Consider the following 14,551-nt stretch of genomic DNA (forward strand, 5'->3'; position numbering starts at 1 on the left):
GAGCCCTGTGCACTGGCTCGGGAGCTACACCTTCGACATCAGTCGATCCTCCTTCGGTGAGTCCGCTCTTCTCAAGCGGCTTTCGTGTCGCACGACCTGGTTGAGCCAGGACGAGTAGGTGGGCGTGAAGTGCATGTGGAAACGGGGGTGGGCCTCCAGCCACTTGCGAATGGCCGGGGCCTTGTGGGTGCTGTAGAAGCCCCTATGTTTCGTCAAGCCACAGAAGGGGCCTGGTTGGCGGCTCGGGGCAGGATGTGCCGGTAGAGCTCGCGGGCGACGTACCGCTTCAGACACCGGATGATCTCGCGCTTGGACATGCCCTCGGCGGTGCGTCGCCGCAGGTACTTCTGGGTGCGTTCGTCCCAGCGTATGCGGGTCTGCACGATGCGGTAGAGGGCGGCGTTGGCCTGGCGGTTGCCTCCGCGGTTCAAGCGTCGGCGTTGTGTCTTGCCGGAGGACTGCTCGACCGGGCTGACACCGCACAACGCGGCGAAGGACGCTTCGTCGACGAGTCGTTCGGGGTTGTCACCTGCGGCAATGAGGAGGACCGCGGCACTGTCGGGCCCGACACCGACCAGATCCAGCATCTGGGGCCGGCAGGTACGAACGGCCCTGGTGGTGCGGCGGGTGAGCTCTTTGACCTCGTCGGACAGGTGCTGGACTCTGCGGGCGAGCAGGCGCATCGTGAAGACGGCCTCGCCCCGGTGATCCACGTCGAGGGCCGCGCAGGTGGCGACCAGCGCAGGGTAGAGGGACCGCAGCCGCGTGCCGCAGCCGCTCGTCCACTGACAGAAGCCGCTGGTAAGGCAGCGCGGAGTGCTCCAGCCGCAACACCTCGGGCCAGCCCGGCCGCATCGCAGCCGGAGTTACTGAGCGGGCCAACAGCAGCGCCGCGTCTACCGACTTCGTCGTCGGCCGCAGCACGGCCGCCGTGATCGACCGCGTAGCGGCGTCGACCATGCCGACCAGCTCGCACCGGTCCACCACCCCGTTGTCCAGCCGCACCAGCACGTCGAACGAGGTGGAGTCGATCTCCATCAGCTCGCCCGGCCGGCAGACGGTGACCTGGTCGAAGGCCCCGTCGGGCTGGCTGGCCAGCGAGCGACGCGTGCGGGCCGAACCGGTCGTGTGCAGCCCGGCCTCCAGCCGGTTGAACAGGCGGTAGAACGTCGCCCGCGAGGGCATCGTGACCGGCGGCCCGTCCAGCTTCTTCACCGCCCGCCCGACCCGTGTGAAGTAGTAGCTGACCGTGCGGGTCGAGCCGTCCGCGGCCTGGTCCATCAGCCACCGCAGCTCGTCCACGACCCTGGGGTCCACCTGCCCCGTGGTGGACGGCGCGGACCGTGACGCCCGTCCACCATGCCCAGCACTCCGCGTTTCTGGTAGCGCTGGCGGCGACGGCGCACCGTGTGTCGGCTCACCGGGTGCCCCAACTCCGCCGACGGCTCAGCGGCCTTGGCCGCCTCCCGGTCGGCCAGCGACGACGAGGCCGGGTCGTACTCGGGACGCGGGACCGTGCCCGGCGGGGCGTCCGGGGCCAGTCCGGTCAGCACCTCGGTCATGTGCCGGTGCCACCACAGAGCCTTCTCCGCCAGACCGGCCTCCAGCCCCACCAGCAGCCCCGGTGGCAGCAGCCGGCCCGGTCCCGAACCGACCACCCCGAAGCCGGGCGCCGTCATCAGCGTCGGCAGGTGCATCTGTGTTGGACTGCCCCAGCCCGTCCGCGAGCCGCACCAGCATCCCGCTGATCCCCACGACCGTGTGCACCGCTCCGTCGAACCGCACCCGGTCCGCGGGCCGGATCACGGGAGGCCGCCGGACCACGCTCACCGAACACGCTCCGCCGGTCCGACCATGCTGTCAGGCCCCAACGTCCCCTTGTCCAGGTCGACATGGAGGAACTGCCGCCAGAGCAGGTGGTAGAGGACAGGAAGCACCTCCAGCCGGTCGCCGACCCGGCCCACCCCCGCGAACAGCGCTTCCGGAGCCGCGAACACTTCCAGCAGCGGCTGCCTCAGCTCCGGCCGGTCGTAGCGGGGATGACGGTAGCCCGCCAGCCACTTCACATTCGCCAGCAGCACCGCATCCACCGCCCCGACCCGAGAAAACCGCCACCCCGCCAGCTCGCAGACCCGCGCGGTCGCCGCGAACGCCTCCGCGTCATCCGGTTCGATGCGGTCATCCGGACGGACGTCGACCACCAGACCCTCCCCGTCCGCGCGGCGGGCGAAGAAGTCCGGCACGTGCCCGCGCCGCCCCCTGCGTGTGGGCCAGAACAGCCGGAACGGCTGGGCGGCCAGCCCCATCACCTGCGGATCGAAGTCCAGCAGCATCGCGTGGTGACGCTCAAGATGCGACTCCAGCAGCAGCGGACCCCGCGTCGTCGCGGCCCAGTACTGCCGCGCCACCGACTTCTGCCCCGGATATGTCCGCACCGTACGAACCGGCGGCAGCCGCCCGAACGGCTCCGCCCAGCACTGCGCCAGCCCGACCCGACGGCGTACCCCATCGGCATCGACATACTCGACCTCAAACCCCTCGGGCCCCTCAGGCAAAACCACTACGACGCCCCCTCGACGCTGTACGGACGCTGATTACGAGGGAGCCACAGCAACAGCCGAGCCAGCCAGGAAAACCGCCCCAAACCGCCCTCGCGGGCGAAAGTCAGGTGAGACGGAACGGCCCCGCATACACGAACCGCGGAGACGAACCAGTCCGACGGACGCGATCCAGTGAGATTCGTTGTGTCACGTCAGCCCGACACCACCAGATGAGACCAGCAGCGAATCCGACAAGACCCGGCGAGAAAGAGACGGGATCACGTGAGACGGGACAGCGCCGCCGCGAACCCCCGGATTGCACGGGTTCATTGGACACGCGGACGGCCTGTCATCAAAGGATCGTTTGCCGACACAAGCGCCGGCAGTCGGCGGCTCTCCACCACACGTCAGTCTGCAAGGCTGCCCCGATCACTCCACGATTGGGTCTTTGTCGTTCCCCACTCACGTATCTCTTCGCCTCGATACGCTGCAGTGTTCCCGTAACACCGTGCACATCACTCCGAGGGGGGTCCCATGCGCGCTCGCTCTGTTGTGGCTATCGCCGCTGTGTTATGCCTACCGCTAACCGCCTGCAGTGACGACGTCGAGGCCAAGGAGAGCGGCAAGCCCGCCCGGTCAGCTTCAGTTGGCAGCAGTGGTGACACCGGCAACCCCACCTCCACTACAAGCGTGGGGCAGTCCGCACCCGATGATGTCGCTGCGCTGAAGACGGCCGCCCTTGACTTCGCCCGAACCCGTATCGAGAACGACATCAGTGGCTACGACCTGCTCTCCAAGCGGTGCCAGGTCGATCTCTCCAGGGCCGACTTCAAGGCACTGTCTGAGAACACCCATCCGGACTACCGGCATCTGACCATGCAGAACATCTGGATCTACTGGTACGACGACGACCGCACCCAGATCAGCATCAGAGGGAATGACCCCGAGGACATAGGCAAATACCCCGGAGTGCTCGACGACTGGATTCGCGAGGACGGCACCTGGCACTGGGATGACTGCTGACCAACGCACCGGGACACCACCAAGGCCGCCACGGCTGTTGGCGCTCACCTCTGGCCGTCTTCGTCCTCGTCCAGCTCGCGCGCGTCCGGGTCGCGCAGAGGGCGCCTGGGGCTGGGGGCGGAGCGGGGCGCTGTGCGCGGGGTTCGGTAAGTGCTGGGCGGGGTCTTCATGCGGAACCCAGGCACCCGAATTGACGTCCTGGTGATGGAAGTTGCAGGACGGGGCGCCGGCCAACGGGCTCATGTTTCCGGCGGGCGCGCCGGTGAAGCGGATCGACTACCTGACGGTGGGGGAAGAGGCCGCGGTGCGCTCCGCGCGGGCGCCGGATGAAACGGCGGCGGCGTCGGATCACCGACCGGTGGTCGCGGACGTCGCTCTTTCCCGGGCTCAGCACGGCGTACAGACTTTTCCGAGATCTGGGCGGACTACAGACCCTCCCGGGTCTAGCGCGGGCGGACGGACACAGGGGGCGGGGCGTGCAGCCACTCACCGATCAGGATCCTCGGATGTTGGGGGGCTACCGGCTGTTGGCGCGGCTCGGGCAGGGCGGCATGGGCCGGGTCTATCTGGCCGAGGACCGGCGGGGCGCGCTATTCGCCCTGAAGGCGGTGCACCCCGCGCACGCGCACGACCCTGAGTTTCGGCGACGCTTTGCCCGGAAGGTTCGGCTCGCCGCGCGGGTTCGCGGGCCCGGCGTCGCCTCGGTGGCCGGTGCCGACCCGGACGCGGAATCACCATGGCTGGCCGCGGAGTTCGTTCCGGGTCCCACGCTGGGCGAAGCGATCGCCCAGCACGGCGAATTGACCGCTGAGGCCTGCCGTGCCCTCGCCGAGCAGCTGGCCGAGGCACTGACGGCCGTCCACGCGGCGGGCCTGGTCCATCGGGATCTCAAACCGTCCAATGTGATCCTCGGCGCCGACGGTGCCCGCCTGATCGACTTCGGCATCGCCCTGGCCGCAGACGAGAGTGCCATCACCCGCACCGGCCAGACCCCTGGCACCCCCGGTTACATCGCGCCCGAGGTGCTGCTGGGCGGTGCTGCAGGGCCTGCCGCCGACGTGTTTGCCCTCGGCGCGCTGCTCGTCTTCGCCGCGCAGGGCCGCCATCCGTACGGGACCGGGCCCGCCGCGGCTGTGATGGCCAGGCCGTTGGCGGCCGATCCCGATCTTTCCGGCATCACCGACGCGACGCTCGCCGCCCTGCTCCGCCGCGCTTTGGCCCGGGAGCCCGCGCACCGGCCCGCCTTGGCCGAGTTCGCCGCCCTGGCCGACCCCGGCAGAGCAAGCGGCGGGTCCTGGATTCCGCCGACTCTGCTCGATGACATCGGCCAGCGTACCCATGAGGTCACCACGCGGGCACGAACCTGCCGGGCCGCCGCGCCGGGGCCGCATCCGCCCACTGCGGCGGACGAACCCGCGCCCAGCACCGGGCGCGCGTCCGCCGTACCCGGCACCGCGCCCGCCCCACTGCGCCAGCAGCGGCAGTTCACCCGACGCGGTGTACTCGGCCTGGGAGTCGCCGTGGCCGCCGCTGGCACTGCGGCCTGGTTGATCAACCAGAACAGCCCGTCGGGGCCCGCCCCCGAGATCCTTTGGCGGCATGTCATGGAAGGGCTCGCCTTCACCCCGGTGGTGACCCGGGACACGGTGTACGCGATCAGCGAGGAGGCGGGGCTCGTGGCGCTCGACGCCCATACCGGTGAGCAGCGTTGGCGCCGCTCCCTGAACGGCGCGGTGTACGGGCCCGTGCTCGGGAACGACAGCCTGTACCACTCCGACGGCAAGCGACTGACGGCACTTGACTCCCGATCCGGCGACACCCGTTGGTCTGTCGCGCTGACCGGAGACTCGGACTACCCGGTGATTTCAGGACCGGACCTCGTGTATCTGCCGGGTGAGCCGGTGCACGCCCTCGACACGGCTGATGGCTCCGCACGGTGGTCGTACGCGCGGAGTCTGTCCCACCCCGACATGGTCAGCTGCCTGTTGTCGGGCGACGCGCTCTTCGTCTACAGCGGGACGGGAGTGGACCGAGTCGACGCCGCGACAGGGAAACGGGTGTGGCGGACCGAGGTGGAGGCACCCCAGGACCTGGCCATGTCAGACGGCACGTTGTATGTGAGCCGCTTCGGAGGTGTGTCCCTCCTGGACCCGGCCGACGGAACCCTGCGCAAGACCTTCGTGCGGAGCAAGTTCCTGGTCTTCGACGTCGCCGTCGCGGGCCGCACCCTGTGTATCGACGCCGACGACAGAGTCCGCGGACTCGACGCGATCACCGGGCGGGAACGCTGGAGTGCCGACCTGGGCAAACACACCAAGCGGCCCAGGTCCCACTTGATATCGTCCAGGCCGAGGCCGAACGCCTCGCTGACCCGCAGGCCGACCTGGGACATCAGCTTCGAGGCGGTGCGTTTCCGGGCGGTGGGGGCGAACTTCCGGCAGGTGGCCAACTCGCCGCCCCAGCCCGTGAACAGTGTCCCGATCTCCGGCTCACTCGGCGGGATCCGCAACTGAGCATTCTTGGCCCCGCGCGGCCGGTTCATCTCGTCGATCGGGCACTCCACCACCCGGCCGGACATGCGGTGGATTTCGACCTTGTGCCGCAGCTCCAGGAACATGAAGTACGTGCTCAGCGCCTGTGACCGGCCCAGCCGGGTGCCGCTGGGCGAGTGCCGCAGCACCTTCCCGAAGTACACGTCCGCGTCAGCGGGCTCCATGTCCCACAAGGGCCAGCCGAACCAGGACCTGACCTGATCCAGGTGACCGACGTCCCCCGCGGATGGTGCCGTCTGCCAGGCCTGCCGAGTCCCGTGCGAGGACGAACCCCGCCAGCACGTCGGTCTCGAACTGTTCCAGCTCGTCCGCCGACGCGGGCGCCCAGTGCTCACGCAGGTCCCGTACGACTGCCAACGCCGCCAACCCGAGCCTCCTCGCCTTCGGCCCGACTGTGAATCGGTCGGACGAGATGAGAGAACCCTTCAGGAATCCCGAAGTCACGTCACACGCCAGCAGAGAACACAAGGAGGAAGAACCCCCCGGCCACGGGCCCAGGGCCTCAGCCGAGCTCAGGAGAACTCACGGGATGTCGCACAGTTGTGCTGGGCGAGCTGGGGGAAAGGCGTCGGGAGCGGCTCCCACCGGCGGACAGATGCCGAACTGCCCGTTGCTTGGCCGAGGTTGTCGCGGGGGTGCCCGTCCGCTTGGCTCGATGTCACAGGCGTGTTGCGACGCGGACCAGGTCAGCGACTGTGCGAAGGCGGCTGCGCGGTGGCCAGGCGATCACTGTCGTCACGGGCGGAGCGTCCAGAATCGGTACGGCGGTGAGGTCCCGGTGCAGGTCGGCGCCGGCTGACTCGGGAATGACCGCGGTGGTACGGCCGAGCGCGATCAGCTGGAAGAGCTGCGTGAGGTTCCGTACCTCTGCGCCGGGCCCGTAGGGGTAGCTGCCGTCAGGTCGGGGCCAGCGGGCCATCGGGAGCCGTGGCAGTGCCGCGACGTCGGCCATCCTGACTTGGGAGCGGCCGGCGAGCGGATGCGAGGCCGGCAGGATCACGACCTGTCCCTCGGTGCACAGGATTTCGGTGTCGAGTCCGGCCGCCGAGTCGAAGGGCAGGTGCAGCAGTGCCACGTCGGCGTGCCCGTCCTGCAGCAGTTGCTGGTGCTGGTGTGCCTCGCAGAGCAGCAGGTCGACTGTGGCCGCCTCGGGTTCTGCGGTGTACGCATCGAGCAGTTTCGTCAGCAGCTCGCCGGCGGTGCCGGATTTCACGGCCAGGACGAGGCTGGGATGTGCTGCCGCAGCCCGTCGGGTGCGCCGCTCGGCCGCGGTCACCGCGCTCAGGATCGCGCGTGCTTCGGCCAAGAGCACGGCTCCGGCCTGGGTGAGCGTGACCTTGCGGCTGGTGCGTTCCAGCAGTGCGACTCCGAGCCGCCGTTCGAGCTGGGTGATCGCGCGGGACAGGGGTGGCTGGGCCATTTCCAGACGCTGGGCGGCCCTGCCGAAGTGCAGCTCCTCGGCGACGGCGACGAAGTACCGCAGCTCGCGCATTTCCATGAGCACAGGCTAGCGACGGCAGACGACCGATCGATACCGCTCGGGTATTGCTGCATGACCGAGACGGTGTTGGTGCCCGGCCGCGGCACCGGCATGCTCGCTGTCATGAGCGAGAAGACGATCGCGCTGGTCACCGGCGCGAACAAGGGAATCGGTTACGAGATCGCGGCCGGACTGGGCGCGCGGGGCTGGAGTGTCGGTGTCGGCGCCCGGGATGAACAGCGCCGGGAACACGCCGTGGAGAAGCTGCGTGCGGCTGGTGCCGACGCCTTCGGTGTCCCCCTGGACGTGACCGACGATGACAGTGTGACCGCCGCGGCCCGACTGATCGAGGAAAGAGCCGGACGGCTCGACGTACTGGTCAACAACGCCGGCGTGGCCGGCGGCTGGCCGGAAGAGCCCACGTCCATCGACCTTGAGACCGTGCGGCGGCTGGTGGAGACCAACGTCATCGGCGTCATCCGGATCACCAACGCGATGCTGCCGCTCCTGCGCCGTTCGGCCCATCCGCGGATCGTCAACCAGTCCAGCCACGTCGGCTCCCTGACACTGCAGACCACGCCCGGCGTCGACCTCGGAGGAATCAGCGGGGCCTACGCGCCGACGAAGACCTACCTCAACGCCGTCACCATCCAGTACGCCAAGGAACTGAGCGGCACCAACATCCTGATCAACAACGCCTGCCCCGGTTACGTGGCCACCGACCTCAACGGATTCAACGGAACCCGGACCCCCGAGCAGGGCGCGGCGATCGCCATCCGGCTGGCGACCCTGCCGGACGACGGCCCGACCGGCCAACTGTTCGACGACAACGGCGTCGTAGCCTGGTGACCTGACCTCGGATGCGCTCCTCGTCGGGTCACACCGCTACCACCCGTCGGACCACGTGCACCCTGCGAAGATCGTCACCGCCGGGTCGGTCAGAAATCTGTGCTGCAGGACTCCTCCACCTGTGCGCCCGCGGAAGGCCCCTGGCCTCGAAGCCGTACTCCAACTCCGGGCTGGGAAGCGGATGCCCGAGTCCACCGCCGAGTTCCAGGCAGGTGAGTCCGTAGGCGGTGGCGCGCATGGCGCATCTCGTGGCTGACCGGCTACCGACCACTCAGCCCCCTGCGAGCACGATCCCCGCAGCTGCCTGGCCTTCCTCGTACTCGCCGCCGCCCTGGTCCCAGGTCAGCGAGCGCACCAGGTGTGCGGGCAGTGTCTGGACGGTCTCCACGAGGGCGTCGCGGACGTGTTCGGCGCTGCGGCCGTCGGGGAGGTGCCGCAGCATCACGTAGCGGGTGGCGTGTTCGACCAGGGCGCCGATGGCCGGGGTGCCGTTCTTGCCGATGATCAGATCGCCTTCCCGGTGGCCGGGCAGTGCCCGGTCCTCGGCCTCGGCCGGGCGTTCGCTGATCATCACCATCGGGGTGGAGAACCGCGGCTGGCGCTGCTGGGCCTGGCGGCGTGGTTTGCGGCGTGTGCGGCCCGATCGCAGGGCCTTGGCCGGCTCGCGGCGCAGTTCTCCCCGGCCCTGCAGGTAGAGGGCCTGACAGATCGTCTCGTGGACCACGTGCATCTTTGGCCGTTCGGGGAACTGAGTCCGCAGAGTCTGGCAGATCTGCTCCGGGCTCCACCGTATGTCGAGGTGGTCCTGGACGAAGTCCTGCAGAGCGGGGATCTGGCCGGTCTTCCCAGGCTTGGGACGGGGCCGGCGGGCGTCGGCGCGGGCCTGGGCCGCATGCGGCCGGTACTGGCCATTGGCCGGATGCCGGTTGCGGCGGATCTCGCGGCTGACGGTGGAGGGGCTGCGGCCCAGCTCGGCGGCGATCGCACGGATGGTGGCGCCCTCACACAGCCGGTCGGCGATGTGGATCCGGTCGGACTCGCGCAGACAGCGCGAGGGACCGGGCGGGGGCGCCACCGCTGTGATCGGTGGCGCCCCGACGTTCCGGCCGGACGGGGCGCGGCCGTTACGCCACCGCTTCCCCGTCCGGCGGTTGATGCCGACGATCCGGCACGCCTCCGCGTTGCTCACGCCCTGTTGCATCAGCTGAAGGTAGACGCGCCGTTCCTCGGTCAGGGGACGGCGCCCCCGATTGACCGAGCGGTCCCGAACCTCGAAGTCCATCGCACGCCCCGAACTGGGGTGTTGCGACGACCACTAGAACCCAAGCCTACGGGACGGGGCCGTAACACGGCCGGACCGTACCGCAGCCCGCGCCAACTTGCGGTTACCGCGTTGCGGTGGCCAGTGCCGCCCGGATGGCGTCCTCGCCGACCGGCTGGCCCTTCTCGTTCGAGAACGGCCCGTACGGCGTCCCCCACACAGGCGTGCCCGTCGCCTGCCGCCAGCTGTCGGCCAGCGGTCCCGCGTCCACCACGCTGTACCCGATGGATTCGATGAATTCGGTCACCGCCGCCTTCGCCGACGCGGAGTCCCCGGCGATCGGCAGGTACGAGCGGTCGGCCGCCCCCGCCGGGCGGGCGAGTGACAGTAGGTGCTTGAAGAAGATGTTGTTGAACGCTTTCACGAGCATGGCGTCCGGGATGTACCGCAGCAGCAACTCGCTCGAGGTGAGCGACTTGCTGTCGAGCTCGGGGATGTCCCCGTCACGCTCGGGGCCGTAGTTGCACGTGTCAATGACCGTCTTCCCGGCCAGTGGCGCGGCAGTCAAGTCGGGGAAGGCATTGACCGGCACCGTGACCACGACGATGTCACCGGCCGCCGCGGCCTCCCCGCTCGTCGCCGCGGACGCCCGCGGCCCCAGTTCCGCGGCCGTGTCCGCGAGCGTTTCGGGACCGCGCGAGTTGCTGAGCACGACCTGGTGCCCGGCCTCGATGGCGAGCCGCGCGATGGTACTGCCGATGTATCCGCTTCCGATGAATCCCACAGTCGTCATATTCTCCGCGTTCCTCCAGAAGAGTCGCATTCTTGTCATTTGCCGGACTCGTTGCGATTCGGGTCCCTGCCGTCAGCTGGCGGGGAAGTAATGGCCGTTGTCCAAATCGGCGAGCAGGCTGGGCTGAGCGGGTTCCCAGCCGAGGGTCCGGCGGGTGATGAGGTTGGACGCCGGGTAATTCTGCGTGACTATGTTCGCGAGGAACCCAAAGACCGTCCAGACACTGCCCGCACACCTGGTGCGCTCGCTGACCTGGGACCAGGACAGCGAGATGGCCGCCCCACGCCGCGTACGCGGACGCCAACGGCCGACCACGCAAAACGCTCGGCTGGGAAACCCCAGCCGAGCGCCTGCGTAAACTGCTCACGGCCTGATCAAGCCAACCCGGTGTTGCAACGATCCCTGGAAACCGCCCCCGCGTGAACAACACTCCGGGTCAATACACCTAGTCGACCGCACCCCTGGCTTCCCGGGTCTCCTTGCCCAGGAGCTTGTCGAGCAGGAGCGTGGCGGGGAGCGCGGAGTTGAGGTACACGTACTCGCGGTGGTGCTCGACGACCGCGAGCAGGGTGCGCAGGGTGTCCACGGCCCCCTCCCGCTGTTCGGCGTAATGCTGAGCCTGGGCCAGCAGGCCCAGGTGGAGGGGAAGGTGGATTCTCGTCCGGGACAGTCGCATCTCGGTCAGCGCGTTCACCATCTTCGGGATGCCCTCCCGCTGTCCGGCGTGCGTGAGGGCCCAGCCCAGCGGGACATGCAGCATCGCCGCCCAGGGGGACAGTCCGTGCTTGACGGAGAGCTCGACCCCCTCCGTCCCGAGGGCTCTGGCCGAATCCGGATCGTCCTCCCACGCCGCCACCATCGCGTTGACGTAGAGGGCATGGACCCGATCCCATGGCTTGTCGCCCCACTGCGTCAGTCTCAGGAGGCGACGGCACTGCTCGGCGGCGGCCGAGCGTTCGCCCATCAGCCAGCGGGCGAAGACGTCGTGGGTGCGGAAGTAGACGCGCGGATCGGACCGGTACATTCCGTCCGGCACCCGGCCTTCGCGCGCCAGCCGTTCGGACAGCTCCACACCGCGCTCGAACGACCGCAGCGCGTCGGGCAGCCGGTCGCGGATGAACAGCGCCATCCCCTCCCCGTACACCGCGCCCAGCTGAGCCGCGGGATCGCCGGTGCGTGCGGCGATGGCCTTCAGCCGGGCGGTCAGTCGCCCCGACTCGTCGTAGCGCCCGCGGACGAGGAGTGACGCGCTCAGCATCGACAGGACCGCCGGGTCGTCGGACCTGTGCGGGACCGTGCCTGGGCCATGCCCCAGGAGGATCTCCGTCTCGGCCTCGGTGTCGCCGAACCCGCGTACGTGGCCCAGCAGATGGGCCAGTTCCCAGTGGAGCTGGGGCGCGAGGCTGCGGGCGGCCGAGCCGTCGGGCAGGGAGCCGGTGAGGGAGATGGCACGGCGTAGCCATATCAGCCGGTCGTCGGAGGCCAGGCGTGCGCCCGCGTTCTCGGCCGCGACCAGGAACCAGGGCAGCGCCCGCTCCGGGGGAATGGCGCTCTTGGCGCACCAGGCGTGGTGGGCGATGCGGTCGCTCCGCTCCGGGGGGATCTCCTCGCCGGAGCGCGGGGGCAGGGCGTCCGCGTACGCGGCGTGCAACAGCTGGTTCTCCTCGTCGGTGAGCTCGCCCATGAGCACCTCCCGGGCGCGCGGCGGGGTGAGCCGGAGCCGGCCGCCGGGCTGCCGGGCGGAGGCGAGCAGACCGTGCCGGACCGCCGACTCCACGATCGCCGCGGCGCCGTCGCCGACGGCGCGGCACAGGGGATCCAGTTCGATGTCGGGCGCGGCGATGGCGCACAGCCGCAGAAGCCGCAGGACCGGTCCCGGCAGTTCGGCGAACTCCTGGCGGAGGACTTTGCGAGCGTACGGGACGACGAGGCCCAGCAGCTCGTTCGCGGCGCGGGGGGCCTGGAGATCGCCTGCCTCGTCGAGGAGGGAGAGCATCTGGAGGACGAAGGAGGGGCTGCCCACGGACTGCTGGTGGAGCACTTCCACGAGGCGCCGGTCGACGCCCGGGCCGGCGTGCGCTTCGACCAGGGCGGTGACGTCTGGGAGCGTCAGTGCCCCGAGCCGCAGGATCTGCGTGTTGGGGCCCCTGAGCATCTCGGTCATCGCCCCGTACCGGGAGCTGTCGGGCCAGGTCTCCAGGTCCCAGCCGGTCAGCACGATGCCGAGCGGATGCCCCTGGCGGCGGTTGGCCAGCAGGCGGAGCAGGTCCAGCGACGCCGCGTCCGCCCGGTGCAGGTCCTCCAGGAGGAGCACCAGAGGCCGCTGCGCCGCCAGGGCGAGAAGGATCTCGCAGAGCGCGTCATGGGTCCGGAAGGGGTTCTGCGGCTCGCCTGGACCGGGGCCGCCGTCCGGGTCCGGCAGCCCCCCGGGCAGCAGCGGTGCCAGCAGCGCGCGGAACGGCGCGGCGGCGACCCGGAAGGCCTTGGGCCGCGCCGCCGAGAGTCGGCGCAGCACCTGGGTCCACAGCCAGTAGGGCGGAACTCCCTCGCCGGAGAAACTACTGCTCTGGATCGTTTCGATGTTCTCGTCCATTGCCCGGAGGCGTTGGACCAGTTCCATCATGAGATGGGTTTTCCCGAGTCCGGAGAAACCGAGTACGCACGCGAGATGTCCACGACTGGCCACTGTTCCGGCCATGGCGGCGACCAGAAGACCCAATTCTCTTTCACGGCCTATTAAAAGAGATGCAAAGCCGGGTTCACCCGGTGAGGGTGAAGCAATAACGGAACGGGCGGGCTCCCCGCGTTCCGGGCCGTCCGGCGCCTCCTGGGCGCGCACGGCCGGTTCAGCCGGGGGACAGGGCGCCGTGGTGCCCGCGGCCGTGCTGGACATCGTTTTCCGGATCTGCCGCGGGAAAGCGGTCGCCCCGCGGCGGACAGGACCGCCCGGCGCGCCGGGCCCACGCTGGCTGCCCAGTTCCTGCCGGATGAGGGCGGTGTGGAGCCGCTGGAGATCGGCGCTCGTGTCCACCCCGAACTCCTCGGCCAGATAGCTCCGCGTCCACGCGTACATCTCCAGCGCTTCGGCCTGTCGGCCCGACCGGAACAGCGCGGTCATCAGGTGGCCCACCATGCGTTCCCTGGCCGGGTGCTGACGGACCTCGCGTTCCAGTTCGGTGACCACCTCGGCGGTCCGTCCCAGGAGGAGCCCGGCCTCGGCGGAGGCTTCGAGGGCGGTGAGCCGCATCTGCTCGAGCCGGGCGCTCTCGTCGGCGAGCGACGGGTAGGTGAGGAACTCCGCGTACGGGACGCCGCGCCACAGCTTGAGCGCCTGGGTGAGGCGGTCCCGGGCGGCCAAGGGGTTCTGATCCGCGAGGAGTCGGCGTCCGGTGGAGAAGAACTGCTCGAAGCGGTACGCGTCCACCTGGTCGGGTGCGAGCCGGAGGACGTATCCCGGGGCCTGGTAGCGCAGAATCGCGGATCTGTCGGGGCCGGCCGCGGGGGCGAGGGCCCTGCGCAGGTGGGAGATGTGACTCTGCAGGGTGGCGACGGCCTGCTGAGGACGGGCGTCCCGCCACAGCTCCTCGATGAGCACCGTGGTGGGCACGACGCGGCCCAGCCTGATGAGGAGGAGGGCCAGGAGCGCCCGGCGGCGTGGTGGTCCGAGCGGGGCGTCGCTGCACTGGTACCGGGCCGTCATGGGCCCCAGCACCTGAAGCGCCGGCCCGGAAAGGGCGGACGGTGGTGAGGGTGGCGACGCCCCCTCGGCCTGATGCACGGACATATTCTCTTGCCCCATTCGTTCTCACGCTTGAGACTTCACCGGTGAATACACCTTAGAACAGCTCATCCGCGGGGATTTTCCGGGTGGCCATGGGCACTGGGCGTTATAGAGCGCTGCTCGCGCCGATGTCAACGGCACAGATTCGCCGCGTGAGGCGAAACCGGCCATGCCTGCGGCGAATTCCATATAGGCACGCAGAGAGCCCCCGATGCCCGGTCCCCTGGTACGGACCTTTGGTCGCATCCTTCGGTGAACGCCCGGCACCGGGT

At 69.6% G+C, this 14,551-nt stretch carries 10 protein-coding genes and 4 pseudogenes; 6 read left to right on the plus strand and 8 right to left on the minus strand.

Annotated elements, in window-relative coordinates; all coding sequences use genetic code 11:
* Window positions 1-87: 87 nt before the first annotated feature.
* Together ACWEKM_RS19245 and ACWEKM_RS19250 are read right to left on the minus strand one after the other, a co-directional pair.
* Window positions 88-195 (minus strand): annotated as a pseudogene (locus ACWEKM_RS19245) (transposase); the annotation flags it as partial.
* Between the two features lie 17 nt (window positions 196-212).
* A pseudogene (locus tag ACWEKM_RS19250) lies at window positions 213-746 on the minus strand (transposase); the annotation flags it as partial.
* Between the two features lie 185 nt (window positions 747-931).
* On the opposite strand from ACWEKM_RS19250, the gene ACWEKM_RS19255 reads away from it, so the two are divergent.
* Entirely contained in the window at window positions 932-1,165 is a 234-nt protein-coding gene (locus ACWEKM_RS19255) for a hypothetical protein (protein ID WP_451622377.1), read from the plus strand.
* Window positions 1,166-1,280: 115 nt separating this feature from the next.
* Here the strand turns inward: ACWEKM_RS19255 and ACWEKM_RS19260 are convergent, their stop codons facing one another.
* Both ACWEKM_RS19260 and ACWEKM_RS19265 read right to left on the minus strand, forming a co-directional pair.
* Entirely contained in the window at window positions 1,281-1,697 is a 417-nt protein-coding gene (locus ACWEKM_RS19260; protein WP_451622378.1) for a hypothetical protein, read from the minus strand.
* 129 nt (window positions 1,698-1,826) lie between these two features.
* On the minus strand, window positions 1,827-2,561 hold the full coding sequence (locus ACWEKM_RS19265) for a TnsA-like heteromeric transposase endonuclease subunit (RefSeq protein ID WP_451622379.1): 735 nt from the start codon (window positions 2,559-2,561) through the stop codon (window positions 1,827-1,829).
* Window positions 2,562-3,230: 669 nt separating this feature from the next.
* Here ACWEKM_RS19265 and ACWEKM_RS19270 point away from each other — a divergent pair.
* From ACWEKM_RS19270 to ACWEKM_RS19280, 3 genes are all read left to right on the plus strand, one after another.
* A complete protein-coding gene (locus tag ACWEKM_RS19270; protein WP_451622380.1) occupies window positions 3,231-3,563 on the plus strand; it encodes a hypothetical protein in 333 nt (110 codons plus the stop codon).
* A gap of 506 nt (window positions 3,564-4,069) precedes the next feature.
* Entirely contained in the window at window positions 4,070-6,076 is a 2,007-nt protein-coding gene (locus ACWEKM_RS19275) for a protein kinase domain-containing protein (protein ID WP_451622381.1), read from the plus strand.
* Between the two features lie 102 nt (window positions 6,077-6,178).
* On the plus strand, window positions 6,179-6,316 hold the full coding sequence (locus ACWEKM_RS19280) for a hypothetical protein (RefSeq protein WP_451622382.1): 138 nt from the start codon (window positions 6,179-6,181) through the stop codon (window positions 6,314-6,316).
* Between the two features lie 457 nt (window positions 6,317-6,773).
* On the opposite strand, the gene ACWEKM_RS19285 is transcribed toward ACWEKM_RS19280, so the two are convergent.
* Window positions 6,774-7,613, minus strand: coding sequence for a LysR family transcriptional regulator (locus ACWEKM_RS19285; protein ID WP_451622383.1), 840 nt, complete (start codon window positions 7,611-7,613; stop codon window positions 6,774-6,776).
* A 93-nt stretch (window positions 7,614-7,706) separates the two neighbouring features.
* Here ACWEKM_RS19285 and ACWEKM_RS19290 point away from each other — a divergent pair, with 93 nt between their 5' ends.
* Window positions 7,707-8,444, plus strand: coding sequence for an SDR family oxidoreductase (locus ACWEKM_RS19290; protein ID WP_451622414.1), 738 nt, complete (start codon window positions 7,707-7,709; stop codon window positions 8,442-8,444).
* A gap of 328 nt (window positions 8,445-8,772) precedes the next feature.
* Here the strand turns inward: ACWEKM_RS19290 and ACWEKM_RS19295 are convergent.
* Window positions 8,773-9,726 (minus strand): annotated as a pseudogene (locus tag ACWEKM_RS19295) (IS30 family transposase); the annotation flags it as partial.
* Window positions 9,727-9,829: 103 nt separating this feature from the next.
* A complete protein-coding gene (locus ACWEKM_RS19300; RefSeq protein ID WP_451622415.1) occupies window positions 9,830-10,489 on the minus strand; it encodes an NADPH-dependent F420 reductase in 660 nt (219 codons plus the stop codon).
* Between the two features lie 223 nt (window positions 10,490-10,712).
* Between ACWEKM_RS19300 and ACWEKM_RS19305 the strand changes: the two are divergent.
* Window positions 10,713-10,872: pseudogene (locus tag ACWEKM_RS19305) on the plus strand (IS30 family transposase); the annotation flags it as partial.
* A 71-nt stretch (window positions 10,873-10,943) separates the two neighbouring features.
* On the opposite strand, the gene ACWEKM_RS19310 reads toward ACWEKM_RS19305, so the two are convergent.
* Complete coding sequence (locus ACWEKM_RS19310; protein ID WP_451622384.1) at window positions 10,944-14,198, minus strand: BTAD domain-containing putative transcriptional regulator; 3,255 nt, start codon at window positions 14,196-14,198, stop codon at window positions 10,944-10,946.
* Between the last annotated feature and the right edge of the window lie 353 nt (window positions 14,199-14,551).

The sequence above is a fragment of the Streptomyces sp. NPDC004752 genome (assembly GCF_053601275.1).

What these genes read in the sequence shown, in the direction of transcription:
- ACWEKM_RS19310 (WP_451622384.1), bottom strand. Translation starts at nt 14,198, where the DNA reads ATGACGGCCCGGTACCAGTGCAGCGACGCCCCGCTCGGACCACCACGC.
- ACWEKM_RS19285 (WP_451622383.1), bottom strand. Translation starts at nt 7,613, where the DNA reads ATGGAAATGCGCGAGCTGCGGTACTTCGTCGCCGTCGCCGAGGAGCTG.
- ACWEKM_RS19275 (WP_451622381.1), top strand. Translation starts at nt 4,070, where the DNA reads ATGTTGGGGGGCTACCGGCTGTTGGCGCGGCTCGGGCAGGGCGGCATG.
- ACWEKM_RS19280 (WP_451622382.1), top strand. Translation starts at nt 6,179, where the DNA reads ATGAAGTACGTGCTCAGCGCCTGTGACCGGCCCAGCCGGGTGCCGCTG.
- ACWEKM_RS19260 (WP_451622378.1), bottom strand. Translation starts at nt 1,697, where the DNA reads ATGCACCTGCCGACGCTGATGACGGCGCCCGGCTTCGGGGTGGTCGGT.
- ACWEKM_RS19290 (WP_451622414.1), top strand. Translation starts at nt 7,707, where the DNA reads ATGCTCGCTGTCATGAGCGAGAAGACGATCGCGCTGGTCACCGGCGCG.